Source organism: Planococcus maritimus (genome assembly GCF_001687625.2).
GTDB lineage: Bacteria > Bacillota > Bacilli > Bacillales_A > Planococcaceae > Planococcus > Planococcus maritimus.
The window spans coordinates 1,868,403-1,881,814 of the sequence record NZ_CP016538.2 but is presented as its reverse complement, the minus strand read 5'-3'; the positions used below and the strand labels follow the sequence as shown (position 1 = coordinate 1,881,814).

13 protein-coding genes are annotated in these 13,412 nt (G+C 47.5%); 12 read left to right on the top strand and 1 reads right to left on the bottom strand.

What is annotated here, in order from left to right:
- The first annotated feature begins 62 nt into the window (after positions 1–62).
- The 4 genes from deoB (at position 63) to BBI11_RS09490 (ending at position 4,498) form a co-directional block, all read left to right on the top strand.
- Complete coding sequence (gene deoB / locus BBI11_RS09505; protein WP_068462723.1) at positions 63–1,247, top strand: phosphopentomutase; 1,185 nt, start codon at positions 63–65, stop codon at positions 1,245–1,247.
- A gap of 17 nt (positions 1,248–1,264) precedes the next feature.
- A complete protein-coding gene (locus BBI11_RS09500) occupies positions 1,265–2,569 on the top strand; it encodes a pyrimidine-nucleoside phosphorylase (protein WP_068462721.1) in 1,305 nt (434 codons plus the stop codon).
- A gap of 65 nt (positions 2,570–2,634) precedes the next feature.
- Positions 2,635–3,957 carry a diaminopimelate decarboxylase gene (lysA, locus tag BBI11_RS09495; RefSeq protein ID WP_068462719.1) on the top strand — a complete coding sequence of 441 codons (1,323 nt, stop codon included), beginning with the start codon at positions 2,635–2,637 and terminating at the stop codon, positions 3,955–3,957.
- 181 nt (positions 3,958–4,138) lie between these two features.
- Positions 4,139–4,498 (top strand): GNAT family N-acetyltransferase, encoded by a 360-nt coding sequence (locus tag BBI11_RS09490; protein WP_068462717.1) that lies wholly within the window; start codon positions 4,139–4,141, stop codon positions 4,496–4,498.
- Between the two features lie 3 nt (positions 4,499–4,501).
- Here BBI11_RS09490 and BBI11_RS09485 read toward each other — a convergent pair whose 3' ends face one another.
- Positions 4,502–5,002 carry a DUF309 domain-containing protein gene (locus tag BBI11_RS09485; protein ID WP_068462715.1) on the bottom strand — a complete coding sequence of 167 codons (501 nt, stop codon included), beginning with the start codon at positions 5,000–5,002 and terminating at the stop codon, positions 4,502–4,504.
- Between the two features lie 63 nt (positions 5,003–5,065).
- Here BBI11_RS09485 and BBI11_RS09480 point away from each other — a divergent pair, with 63 nt between their 5' ends.
- The 8 genes from BBI11_RS09480 to BBI11_RS09445 all read left to right on the top strand — a co-directional run bounded on the left by BBI11_RS09480 (position 5,066) and on the right by BBI11_RS09445 (position 13,372).
- Positions 5,066–5,839 carry a segregation/condensation protein A gene (locus tag BBI11_RS09480; protein WP_068462713.1) on the top strand — a complete coding sequence of 258 codons (774 nt, stop codon included), beginning with the start codon at positions 5,066–5,068 and terminating at the stop codon, positions 5,837–5,839.
- Complete coding sequence (gene scpB / locus BBI11_RS09475) at positions 5,811–6,401, top strand: SMC-Scp complex subunit ScpB (RefSeq protein ID WP_068462711.1); 591 nt, start codon at positions 5,811–5,813, stop codon at positions 6,399–6,401. Before BBI11_RS09480 ends, scpB begins: the two co-directional genes overlap by 29 nt.
- A gap of 164 nt (positions 6,402–6,565) precedes the next feature.
- Positions 6,566–7,297 (top strand): pseudouridine synthase, encoded by a 732-nt coding sequence (locus tag BBI11_RS09470; RefSeq protein WP_068462708.1) that lies wholly within the window; start codon positions 6,566–6,568, stop codon positions 7,295–7,297.
- A gap of 89 nt (positions 7,298–7,386) precedes the next feature.
- Entirely contained in the window at positions 7,387–7,938 is a 552-nt protein-coding gene (gene resA, locus BBI11_RS09465; RefSeq protein ID WP_068462706.1) for a thiol-disulfide oxidoreductase ResA, read from the top strand.
- Positions 7,939–7,951: 13 nt separating this feature from the next.
- Complete coding sequence (locus BBI11_RS09460) at positions 7,952–9,604, top strand: cytochrome c biogenesis ResB family protein (protein WP_068462703.1); 1,653 nt, start codon at positions 7,952–7,954, stop codon at positions 9,602–9,604.
- Positions 9,601–10,785 (top strand): c-type cytochrome biogenesis protein CcsB, encoded by a 1,185-nt coding sequence (gene ccsB, locus BBI11_RS09455; protein WP_068462701.1) that lies wholly within the window; start codon positions 9,601–9,603, stop codon positions 10,783–10,785. The genes BBI11_RS09460 and ccsB overlap by 4 nt, the downstream gene beginning before the upstream one ends.
- Positions 10,786–10,884: 99 nt before the next feature.
- On the top strand, positions 10,885–11,601 hold the full coding sequence (locus BBI11_RS09450) for a response regulator transcription factor (protein ID WP_068462699.1): 717 nt from the start codon (positions 10,885–10,887) through the stop codon (positions 11,599–11,601).
- A complete protein-coding gene (locus BBI11_RS09445; RefSeq protein ID WP_068462698.1) occupies positions 11,594–13,372 on the top strand; it encodes an ATP-binding protein in 1,779 nt (592 codons plus the stop codon). The genes BBI11_RS09450 and BBI11_RS09445 overlap by 8 nt, the downstream gene beginning before the upstream one ends.
- The last annotated feature ends 40 nt before the right edge of the window (positions 13,373–13,412 follow it).

Sequence of the window (13,412 nt, the reverse complement as noted above, 5' to 3'; positions counted from 1 at the left end):
TCTGACTTCCGACATGGACCATTCCTGTGATAGAATAAAAGGGCAAATAAGGAGGAACTAATATGACAATGAAACCGTTTACTCGCATACATTTAATCGTCTTGGATTCAGTAGGCATTGGCGAAGCGCCAGATGCCGAAGCTTTTGGAGACACAGGCGCTGATACGCTTGGCCATATCGCCCAATCTGTCGGCGGCCTTACTATGCCAAACATGGAAAAATTGGGACTTGCCAATATCGTTCCGGTAAAAGGCCTTGACGCACAAGAAACACCAGCTGCCCACTTTGGCCGCCTTGAAGAGGCATCCGTCGGGAAAGATACAATGACGGGACACTGGGAAATCATGGGACTCAATATCGATACACCATTTAAAGTGTATCCAGATGGCTTCCCTAAAGAACTGATCGACAAGCTTGAACGGGCGACAGGGCGGAAAGTCATCGGCAACAAGCCGGCAAGTGGCACTGAAATCCTGGATGAACTCGGACAAGAACATATGGAAACCGGGGCATTGATTGTCTATACGTCTGCTGATCCGGTTCTGCAAATCGCAGCACATGAAGAAGTGATCCCGCTGGATGAACTGTACCAGATTTGCGAAACGGCTCGCGAACTGACCTTGGACCCGGAATATCTAGTCGGCCGCGTGATTGCGCGTCCATTTTTAGGTGAACCTGGTGCCTTTAAACGCACCTCTAACCGCCACGATTATGCCTTGGCTCCATTTGACCGTACCGTCATGAACGAACTTCAGGATGCCGGCAAAGACGTCATTGCCATTGGCAAGATCAACGACATCTACAATGGCGCTGGTGTGACAGAGGCTGTCAGAACCACTGATAATGCGGACGGAATGGATAAGCTCGTGCAAGTGGTCGGCAAAGAGTTCAATGGCTTGAGCTTTTTGAACCTCGTTGATTTTGATGCGCTATACGGCCACCGCAGAGACCCGAAAGGCTACGCACAAGCTTTAGAAGAATTCGATGTGCGCCTTCCGGAAGTTTTGGAAGGCATGCAGGAAGATGATTTGCTGCTCATCACAGCGGACCACGGAAACGATCCGACCTTCCCAGGCACGGACCATACGCGTGAATATGTGCCACTTCTTGCTTTCTCTCCTCGTTTTAATGGCGGCGGGGCGCTTGGAACTGGATCAACATTTGCGGATATCGGCGCGACGATTGCCGAGAACTTCGCTTGTGAATTGCCGAAATTTGGCACAAGCTTTCTCTCGAAACTAAAATGAAAAGGCGGTAATGACTAATGAGAATGGTAGACTTGATCGAAAAGAAACGCGATGGCCACGAGCTGTCCACAGAAGAAATCCGTTTTATTATTTCAGGCTATACAAATGGTGAAATCGCCGATTATCAATTGAGCTCATTTTTAATGGCGGTATTTTTCCAGGATATGAGTGAGCGCGAGCGTGCCGACTTGACGATGGCGATGGCAGAATCAGGCGATCAAATTGATCTGTCGGCCATTGAAGGCATTAAAGTTGATAAGCACTCTACAGGAGGCGTCGGCGATACGACAACACTCGTTCTCGGGCCGCTCGTTGCAGCTTGTGGCGTGCCGGTTGCGAAAATGAGCGGGCGAGGACTTGGCCATACTGGCGGGACCATCGACAAACTCGAAGCGATAGACGGATTCCACGTAGAACTGTCAACACAAGACTTTATCCAGCAGGTAAACGAACACAAACTGGCTGTCATCGGCCAAAGCGGCAATTTGACACCTGCAGATAAAAAAATGTATGCCTTGCGTGATGTGACAGCGACTGTCAATAGCATTCCGCTCATCGCGAGCTCCATTATGAGCAAAAAAATCGCAGCTGGGGCCGATGCCATCGTCCTCGATGTGAAAACTGGCGAAGGCGCATTCATGAAAACCGAGGAAGATGCTAAGAAATTGGCACATGCCATGGTCGGCATCGGTAACGCGACTGGGCGCAAAACGATGGCAATTATTTCTGATATGAGCCAGCCGCTCGGATTTGCGATTGGTAATGCTTTGGAAGTGAAAGAGGCGATTGAAACGCTGCAAGGCAAAGGCCCAGCAGATCTTACGGAACTATGTCTCGTGCTCGGCAGCCAAATGGTCGTCGTCGGCGGCAAGGCAGACACTTTGGAAGAGGCGCGTGCCATGCTCGAAGGCGTCATCAAAGATGGCTCTGCACTTGAAGCGTTCCGCCAATTGATCAAAGACCAAGGCGGCAATCCGGCTGTTGTGGACGATCTTAGTTTGTTGCCGCAAGCAAAATTCGTCACGGAACTGCCAGCAAAACAAGACGGTTATGTATCCTACATGGAAGCCGACGAAATCGGGACAGCGGCGATGGTGCTTGGCGCAGGACGCGCGACGAAAGATTCGGTCATCGATCTATCGGTCGGCTTAGTGCTCAACAAGAAAGTTGGCGATTTCGTCAAACAAGGCGAGTCACTGGCTACCATTTATTCCAACACACAAGACCTCGCGGAATGCCAGGAAATGTTATACAATAGTATCGAGTATTCAAACGAGCCGGTTGAAGCAATTCAGCTTGTCTCCGCTTTGATCACCGATTAAAGGAATCTTGCTGGGTTTAGGCCCAGCAGGATTTTTATTTACATAGCCATACAGGAGGAGTCGACATGCATTTATACGGGACGCAAGCAATCAACGAACAAGGCCATTTGACAATTGGGGGAGTAGACGCGGTCGACCTCGCCGCACAATACAGCACACCGCTTTTTGTTTACGACATCCAACTTTTCCGCGAACGTGCGCAAGCTTTTCAGAAAACCTTCGAGAACGAACAGATTGGCTACCAAGTCGCTTACGCCAGTAAAGCATTCTCCGGCATCGCCATCTATCAAGTTGCCGCTAAAGAAGGCTTGTCGCTCGACGTTGTCTCCGGTGGAGAACTTTACACCGCGATTCAAAGTGGATTTCCAAAAGAAAAAATCCATTTCCATGGCAACAATAAGAGCCAAGCGGAAATCGACATGGCATTTGATGAAGAGATTGGCTGCATCGTTGTCGATAATTTCCATGAAATCGAACTGCTGAAAAAAACAGCCGAACAGCGCAAGCAGAAGATGAATATCTTGCTGCGGGTGACACCGGGCATCGAAGCCCATACACATGACTATATTACGACCGGACAGGAAGACTCGAAGTTCGGGTTTGATTTGAACAACGGCCAGGCAGACCGCGCTTTTGAACAAACTTATAGCCACGAGTATCTCGAGTTGATTGGCCTGCATTGCCATATTGGCTCACAAATTTTCGATACGGCGGCTTTTCAAATGGCTTCTGAGAAATTGCTGCTGAAAATGGCATTGTGGAACAAGGAGTATTCCTATACCTGCAGCGTACTGAATTTAGGCGGTGGCTTTGGCATCCGCTATACCGAAGAAGATGCTCCGCTTGAACCTGCCGTTTACGTAAAAGACATGATCCGCACGGTTAAATCGGCATCCGAGCAAGCTGGATTTCCTTTGCCGGAAATTTGGATCGAGCCGGGTCGTTCATTGATCGGGGATGCAGGCACAACGCTTTATACAATTGGTTCGACAAAAGAAGTGCCGGACACGCGTCGCTATGCTGCGGTTGATGGCGGCATGTCTGATAATATCCGCCCTGCCCTTTATGGTGCCAAATACAGTTCCTTACTGGCCAACCGAGCACAGGACGAGGCTGGACAAGTTTACACGATCGCAGGAAAATGCTGTGAATCCGGTGATAAGCTAATAGAGGAAGCCCAATTGCCGCATGTGTCTGCTGGTGACATTCTGGCTATCTTTTGTACCGGCGCATATGGCTATTCCATGGCGAGTAATTACAACCGGATCACCCGTCCGGCTGTCGTCTTTGCAGAAGGCGGCAAGCACCAGCTCGTCATCCGGCGCGAAAGCTTCGAAGACTTGATCAAGAATGAAGTAGGGTATTCGCAAGAGGAGGCAGAACGGTGAGAAAGCAAAACATCATGCTGTTCCTGTTTGTCTTATTGATGGCGGTTGCCTGGGGCATTGCCTATTGGCTGTTCTTCGCAGACAAGGTCACCGGTGGCTGATCCTGTGTAAACTTGAGTTATCGGGAAGTTTATAGTAGTATGGGGAAAGCTGCTTTTAAGATGAAAATGAGGGATCAATTATGTTATACAGATACAAAAAATCATTTGAAAAGATCGCCATGGGCTTATTGTCATTCATGCCTAGAGAGCGCGAACTGAAAAAGCTGCAGCAGACGATGCACATTTACGAAGAAAATCCGGAATGGCAATTATTCCTTTGGAAAAAAGAGGACGACTTTGTCGGATTACTAGGTGTGGAAGTCTCAGAAGATCATTACACTATTCATCATGTATCGGTGAATCCATCCCATCGGGGCGACGGGATCGGCCATCAAATGATCGACAAGATTCAAGACATGATGCAGCACCGGGAAATGCGGGCTACTGACGAAACCGAAGCTTTCCTGAATAAATGCCCAGTAAAAAAAGGCGGCCTTTAATTCTTAAAGGTTCCGCCTTTTTTTCTGTTGTCTGAGCGCGATGATCTCTGTCCGGTCACGCAGCCGGTGTTTGTGCATCAAAAAGTGCTCATCTAGCTCCGGGGCTAAATAATGTTGCTTTTGTTCTTCGACGGCTTGAACCAGTTGGCCTGCTACAAGCGGGAGGTCACGATGTTCGAATGGCTCGCGATTGGTCACTCCTTGTATCGATTCGGTAAGCAATTGCATCAATTGCGGGTGGTCGAAGCCCTCGGTCCAAATTCCAGGCTCGGCAAGTTTCGGTTTAGCCCGGATGAGTGAACGAAGCGCGCCCGGGTAATTGCTGCGGCGCCAGTGGTACATGCCGACCGCCAATTGGATCCAACCAGTTAAAGGGTGCATTTTGTCTTTTGGAGCGATTTGTTTCCAGTACTCTTCTCCGACTTCATGACATTCGAAATAATCTCTTTCATCATTGAAGTGGATAATGTACTGAAGGAATAAGGGATGGCTAAGCGGATGCATTTCGATCTCCTTTCTTTTATAATCAATTAGTAATAGGAATATGAGCAGTCAGGTGGTAGTTGCATGTCTTACGAAGTGAAAGTGGATGCCTTTGAAGGCCCGCTAGATTTATTATTGCATTTAATCCATCGTTTGGAAATCGATATTTACGATATTCCCGTTTCTCAAATCACTACACAGTATATGGAGCATATCCGTGCAATGCAAGTGCTCGAACTCAATGAGGCGAGCGAATACTTGGTAATGGCGGCGACGTTGCTTGCGATTAAAAGCAAAACGCTGCTTCCGGTGCATGAAGGGGAAGTAGATGAAATCGATTACGAATTCGATGAAGAAGACCCTCGCGATGAATTGGTATCGAGGCTGATTGAATACAAGAAATACAAAGAAGCGGCGGAGGAACTGAAGAAACTGGAGAATGACAGGTCGATACTTTATTCTAAAGCTCCTGCAGATTTATCGGAACTGAATCCGCCGTTAGAACTCGCTGTTGATGATGCCAATGCTTATGATATGCTCGGCGCATTTCAGAAGATGCTACGGCGGAAGCAGTTAAGAGCGCCTTTATCAACGCGTGTCGCTCGCCAAGAAGTTTCCATCAAAGAGCAGATGGGCTCCATGGTTGAACGGTTAAAATCGTTTAAAGGTCGAGCTAATTTTTCTGAGCTTTTCCCGTCAGATGACCAAGCCGTTCTCGTTGTGTCGTTTTTATCTTTACTCGAATTGATGAAGCGACAAGTGATTGCGGTCGAACAGCAAAAGAATTTCACCGAATTGTCGGTGGAACTGAGAAAGGAAACGTGGCAAGATGAAGAAGAACCTTTTGGGCCAAATTGAAGCATTGCTATTCGTTACAGGAGACGATGGTTTAAGTTTTAGCCAATTGCAGTTTTTGACAGAGGCCGACGCAGATCAAGTGGAAGAGGCGCTCAATGAGTTGAAGAGCCGCTATAGTGAAGGCGTTTTTGGCATCATGTTAAAAGAGTTGGCGGGTGTTTACCAGTTGGTGACGAAGCCCGACATGGCAGACACCATTCAAAAGCTAGTCGAGAATCCGACGCCCCAATCGCTGTCACAAGCGTCGCTTGAAGTGCTCGCGATTGTGGCTTATAAACAGCCGATTACGCGGGTGGAATTGGAAGATTTGCGCGGTGTGAAAAGTGAGAAAGCACTGACAACACTTGCTGCAAAAGGCTTAATCCAAGAATGCGGCCGCGCTGAAGGCACAGGGCGTGCCATTTTGTACGGCACGACTGACGAATTTCTCAATTACTTTGGGCTGAAAAACTTGAAGGAATTGCCTCCTCTACCTGAAGAGATGTCAGAGGAGCCAGAAGAAGACGCGGATCTCTTTATGACAAAATTTCAAGAAGCATTCAAAGAAGAAGTAAATGCATAGGAGCTTACTGGGAAGACTGGGACGCATGGACAGTCTTCTTTTCATTTAAGCGATGCGCTTTCTCTTTGGCCGGAATTATGCCATAATTCCGGTTAGAAAGACTGCGGAAAACGTAAATCGGCTGCCTATGCGGCCGGTATTTAATTAGATGGGGTGAACAGGAAATGGAAAGATTGCAAAAGGTAATGGCGCATGCAGGAATTGCATCTAGGCGCAAAGCAGAACAAATGATTTTGGATGGAAAAGTGAAAGTGAACGGCAAAACGGTTAAGGAATTGGGCATCAAAGTGACCCCTTCCGATAAAATTGAAGTGGAAGGCGTGCAAATGGAGAAAGAACGCAAAGTCTATTTTCTACTCTATAAGCCGCGCGGCGTTATTTCGGCAGTGTCCGATGACAAAAACCGCAAAGTAGTCACGGATTTCTTCCCGAACGTCGAAGAACGCATTTATCCTGTCGGGCGTCTTGATTACGACACTTCAGGATTGCTGCTGTTGACAAACGATGGCGAATTCGCCAATAGCCTGACTCACCCGAAGTTTGAAATCGACAAGACGTATGTCGCGCGGCTAAAGGGTATTCCAGCCAGAGAAGATCTTCAAAAACTAGAGCGCGGCATTAAATTGGAAGATGGCATGACAGCGCCGGCGAAAGTGAAATTATTGTCAGCGGATGCGAAAGCTTCAAAAGCGATTGTCCAAATCACGATTCACGAAGGACGCAACCGTCAAGTCCGCCGCATGTTCGAAGCAATCGGCTTCCCGGTGCAGAAACTCAGTCGTGAACAATTTGCTTTTTTGACGCTGCATAGCCTGAACGCCGGCGAATCGAGAGAGCTAAGCCCTCACGAAGTGAAACAATTGCGCGTTCTGGCGGATACAGGCAAACGGCGCTAACGTTCACAAACCCTTCAAAACTGCGGACAGGCGGCTGATGAAACTTTGCTATAATTGATGTGCATCTAATCCCTCGAAGGAGGATCTATATGAGTACGGAGAAAAAAAGCAACAAGAAGAAAAACAGGACGATCATGCGCTCCGTTATTTTGCTGTTACTAGTCGCAGCTATCGGTTATACGATTTACAATAGTGTGACCGCCGACGAAGTGGAAGTGCTGAAAGTGGGAGATGCGGCACCGGATTTCACGCTGACGGATCTTGACGGGGAAACCCATAAGCTGTCCGATTATGAGGGCCAAGGTGTATTCCTCAATTTCTGGGGCACATGGTGTGAGCCATGCATCAAAGAAATGCCCGCAATGGCCAGCCAGTTTGAAGTGTATGAAGATCAAGGCGTCCAAGTCCTCGCGGTGAATATTGCACAATCGAATTTTGAAGTCGAGACGTTCGCGCGTCAATACGGCCTCAATTTTCCAATTGTCATCGACCGCGATAAAAGCGTCATGACGGCATATAATATCCGCCCGCTTCCAACGACCATGCTGGTAAACCCACAAGGCGAAATCCAGCGCATCGTGACCGGTGAAATGACAGAGCAGGATATCGCAGGTTTTATGGAAGAAATCAAACCTGAATAAGGAGATTTTTCGGATGGACAAATTGATTTGCAAATGCGGCCATGAAAATCCGCCAGGCACTATTCTTTGTGAATCGTGCGGACGGCCGCTTAATGAACAAGAGCAAGACAAAAAGTTAGCGGATATGCGCTATGAAGGAACGGCCAGACGTTCCCAGACTTATAATAAGTCAATTATTGATAAAATCTGGAACTTCTTTTCAAGCGTGAAAGTGGGCGTCGGAATCATCATCGTCTTATTGATTGCCGCGGCACTCGGCACCATTTTGCCTCAAAAACAATACGTCCCAGCAACGACGGAAGCAGATATCGAGGCTTATTACACCGATATTTACGGCAGTATCGGGACGGTGTATCACGCACTCGGCTTCCATGATTTATACAATTCCTTCTGGTTTATCAGCCTGGTTGGGATGCTTGCGATTTCACTGATCATCGCGAGCCTCGACCGGTTTGTGCCGCTTTATAGATCCTTGAAAAACCAGCGAGTGCTGCGCCATTCCAGCTTTATGCATAAGCAGCGTATTGTGGCAGAAGGACCGGGAGATGCGGACACGCTTAAAAAAGCCGAAGAGAAATTAACCGGTTTGAAATACAAAGTGTCGACTGATAAAAATGGCTTACTTGCCGAGAAAGGCCGTTTTTCGCGCTGGGGCCCTTATGTTAATCACATAGGCTTGATCATCTTCTTGTTCGGTGTCATGTTGCGCATGATGCCTGGTTTTTATGTAGACGAAACTTTGTGGATACGTGAAGGTGAAACACGTGCGATTCCAGACGCGCCGGGATATGTATTAGAAAGCAAAGGGTTCACTTTAGAAACATACACAGGTGAAGGTGAAGAAGAAAAATTCGGTGAAGCGATCGACCGTGTTGGAACGGTAGCGAAAAACTACCAAACCGACGTCGTTCTCTACAAAATTCCAGAAGGCGCATTGCCTGGTGATACAGCCGATATGGAAGTAGTGGAAGAGCACGCCATTCGCGTCAACCAGCCGTTTAAATTTGACGGCTACGCTTTGTATCAGATGGATTTCCAGCAAGATGAGCTGAAAACCATGAGCTTCGCGTTGCAGAACAAGGAAACAAGTGAAAGCCGTGGAGAGTTGACAATCGATTTGGTCAATCCAGAAACCACTTATGAGCTTGAAGACGGCTCGGTCGTCGAGTTGCTCGGCTATTATCCTGATTTCTCCGGTTTCGAAAATGGTGAACCGCAAACAGCGACGCCGCTGCCGAAAAATCCAGGATTTCTCGTGAAAATGACAACTCCTGATACTCCGGATGGAGAAACGAGTTTCATCACGATTCAGAACACAGTTGAGCCGCTTGGAGATAACGATTACAAACTTGCCTTCCAGGGCGTCGAGACGCGTGATGCATCCGGCTTAACGGTACGTAAAGACCGCACTTTGCCGATTCTTGGGCTTGGCGGTTTGATCTTCATGATCGGCGTAGCCCAAGGCATGTACTTTAATCACCGCCGCTTCTGGATTCAACAGCAAGCGGATGGCAGCATATTGCTTGCGGGCCATACGAACAAAAACTGGTTCGGGTTGAAAAAAGATTTGGATCAAGTGACGGAACACGCTTCTCTTCCAACATATCGCGACCAACAGGAAGACATGGAAGCACAGGAGAAAAGGGAAGGTGAACAATTGACATGACATTAGCCGATATCAGTTCCAATCTATTATACGTAGCCTTTATCGCTTACCTAATCGCAACGTTTGTCTTTGGTGGTGCCGTAAAAGGCAATAAAAAAGGCACATTCAGATCTGAACAGCGTTGGGGCAAAGTCGCCATCACCATCACGGTTATCGGTTTCGTTTCACAAGTGGGCTATTTCATCACACGATGGATGGTCACAGGCCATGCGCCAATCAGTAATATGTTCGAATTCACGACTGCCTTCGGAATGACTTTAGTCGGCGGATTCATTATACTTTATGCCTTGTATCGCACGGCAGTGCTAGGAATGATCGTTTTGCCGATCGCCTTATTGATCATCGCTTACGCTAGCATGTTCCCGAGCGAAGTGAGCCCGTTGATTCCGGCTCTTCAAACAAACTGGTTGGCGATACACGTTATCACTGTAGTTGTTGCAGAAGGAATCTTGGCGATCAGTGCGGCAGCTGGCTTGATTTATTTGCTAAAAGTCGTCGATCAAAAGAAAAAGTCGAAGCAGCGCTTTTGGCTTGAAGCCATCATGTATTCGCTCGTCTTGGTGCTTGGTTTTGTTGTGACGAGCACATTCTTCACATTGACGAATTACGAAGCGGATTTCGCTTATGTCAACAAAGATGGACAACCATCGGAAATCACTTATAATATGCCGGCAATTTTTGGCATGAACGAATTTGAGCCGATGACAGATGGCGCATTGACGCCGTTGGTAGAAATGCCGCCAATCGTCCATGCTGGAAAATTGACTACGGTATTTTGGTCGCTCGTGGTCGGTACGGTGTTATATGCATTGATTCGACTGGTCTTCCGGAAACGGATTTCCGCTATGCTTCAGCCGTTTACAAAAAACGTTAACTTGCAATTGATGGACGAGATCAATTATCGGTCGGTTATCATCGGCTTCCCGATCTTTTCACTCGGTGCATTAATTTTCGCTATGATCTGGGCTCAAATCGCCTGGTCGCGCTTCTGGGGCTGGGATCCGAAAGAAGTTTGGGCGCTTGTGACATTTTTATTCTATGCAGCATATCTGCACTTGCGGCTCGGACGAGGCTGGGCAGGCGAAAAGTCTGCTTGGCTCGCAGTCATCGGGTTTGTCATCATCATGTTCAACTTGGTGGCAGTTAACTTGATCATTGCCGGACTGCATTCATACGCTTGACGAAAAAGCCTTTTCCATTGTGGAAAAGGCTTTTCGTTTATTTTTGCACCCCTTATCGGTACAATGAAAATAATAGAGATGAAAGTTGGAGGGATTAGGATGTCTGAAGAAATTACAATTCTTGTAGTGGACGATGAAGAAAGAATCCGCCGCTTGTTAAAAATGTATCTCGAGCGTGAAGGATATATGGTTGAAGAAGCTGAAAACGGTGTGGAAGCATTGGAAAAAGCGACCGAGACGGATTACCATTGCATCTTGCTCGATCTCATGATGCCAGAAAAAGACGGCATTGAAGTGGCGACAGAACTACGTGAAACGAAAATGACGCCAATCATCATGCTAACAGCTAAAGGTGAGGAAGCAAACCGCGTGGAAGGCTTTGAATCTGGCGCAGACGATTACATCGTCAAACCGTTCAGCCCGCGTGAAGTGGTGCTGCGCGTCAAAGCGATTTTGCGCCGTTCTTCCGCCTATTCGCCATCTACAAGTTCGACCGTTTCAAAAGACCTGGTCGTTTTTCCACATTTGACGATTGACCACGATGCACACCGAGTAACAGCAGATGGCGTGGAAGTAAATTTGACGCCGAAAGAATACGAGCTATTGTATTTCCTGGCAAAATCGCCGGATAAAGTATTTGACCGGGAGCATTTACTGAAAGAAGTATGGCATTATGACTTTTTCGGTGATTTGCGTACGGTGGACACACATGTTAAACGCTTGCGCGAAAAACTCAATCGGGTGTCGGAATCCGCCGCTAAGATGATCGTCACCGTCTGGGGTGTCGGATACAAATTCGAGGTTGGCAATGAATAGAATATGGAATAGCATCGTCGGGAAGCTGTGGGTAACCATTTTGCTTCTCGTTTCCTTTGTCCTTTTTATTGTGACGGTGCTGCTATTGGAGTTTCTCGGGAACTTCCACAGCGAGACAGTAGAAGAAGCGCTTCATAATGAGGCGAATATGATCGCCAGGATTTTTAATGACCACGATGAGGAAGGCAATTTGTCGATCGTAGATGAAGTGCTAGGTCCAGAAACGAATGCCGTCATCGCTTCACAGCCGGGGGATATTGCCTATTATTTGCACGATGGCTTGAATGGTGATGAAATCAGGGAAAAGATCGTCAGCGAACAAGAATTCCAAAAAGTATTTGAGAGCGATGAAGCAGTCACTAAGGAAATGCTGCTGCCGTCGTTATCGGAAGCGGACCGAATGGAGTCGTATATCGTTATGGCATCCCCTCTTCAAACAGGGGATGGGCTTCACGGAACGGTATTTATTTACCAATCACTGGAAGTTATGGACCGGACTGCTGAACGGACGACCAATATCGTATTTTTATCCGCATTTATCGCGCTATTGCTGACGACGTTCTTTGCCTTTTTCTTATCAACACGTATCACTTCTCCGCTGCGCAATATGCGCGAAGGAGCATTTGAGTTGGCGAAAGGGAATTTTGACACAAAAATGAAAGTTTCTTCTGGAGATGAAATCGGCCAGTTAGCGATTGCTTTTAACCAAATGGGTCGCCAGTTAAAACATCATCTCGAAGTGATCAATCAGGAAAAAGAACAGCTATCGAGCATTTTGACTTCGATGGCAGATGCGGTCATTACGTTCAATCAGGATAAGACCATCTTATTAAGTAACCCGCCAGCAGAGAAGCTGCTCCGCCAGTGGCTTTCTAAAGATGGCACGTCAAATGCCCAAGCACTGCCGTCGGAAATGCTTCATATGCTCGACCATGTTTTGATGTTCCAAGAAGAAATTGAAGAAGAATTGGAAATTGAAGGTGCTTATTATGCGGTGAACTTCAGCCCGCTTTACAGTGGCGAGAGCATACGGGGAGCGGTAGCTGTACTTCATAACATGACTGAGCAGCACCGGCTCGAGAAGCTGCGAGAAGATTTTATCGCCAATGTGTCTCATGAACTCCGTACGCCGATCGCCATGCTTCAGGGCTATAGTGAAGCCTTGCTTGATGATGTCGGCGCAAGTGAAGAAGAGCGCAATGAAATGACGAAAATTATTTACGAGGAATCCCAGCGTATGGGGCGCCTGGTGACCGATCTATTGAACTTGGCCAGACTGGAATCCGGCCATATGCGCCTCTACAAAGAATTGGTGCAATTCAATAATGCGATTGAGCGGATGACCTTGAAGTTTAGCCAAGCTGCAAAAGAAAAAGGTATCGAATTAAGCTTTGCTACTGATCTCGATGACTGGTCGGCGGCTGAGTTGGACGAAGACCGCATCGAACAGGTCATGACGAATCTGATCGACAATGCACTTCGCCACACGCCACAAGGAGGGCAAGTACAAGTACTTGTCGAAAATATGGGAGACTACGCAAAAGTGTCAATCAATGATACCGGGGCCGGAATCTCTGACGAGGATCTGGAGTTCGTCTTCGAGCGTTTCTACAAAGCGGACAAAGCCAGAACGCTCGGCAAAGGCGGCACAGGACTCGGCCTTGCGATTGCCAGCAATATCATCAAAGCACATTCAGGAGAAATCCGCGCCGAAAGCAAATTTGGCGAAGGCACTTCGTTTATCTTTACCTTGCCATTGAAGGCAATGTAACTTTTCTGTTGTCGAGACGACTAATCCAAGGAACGGGGGG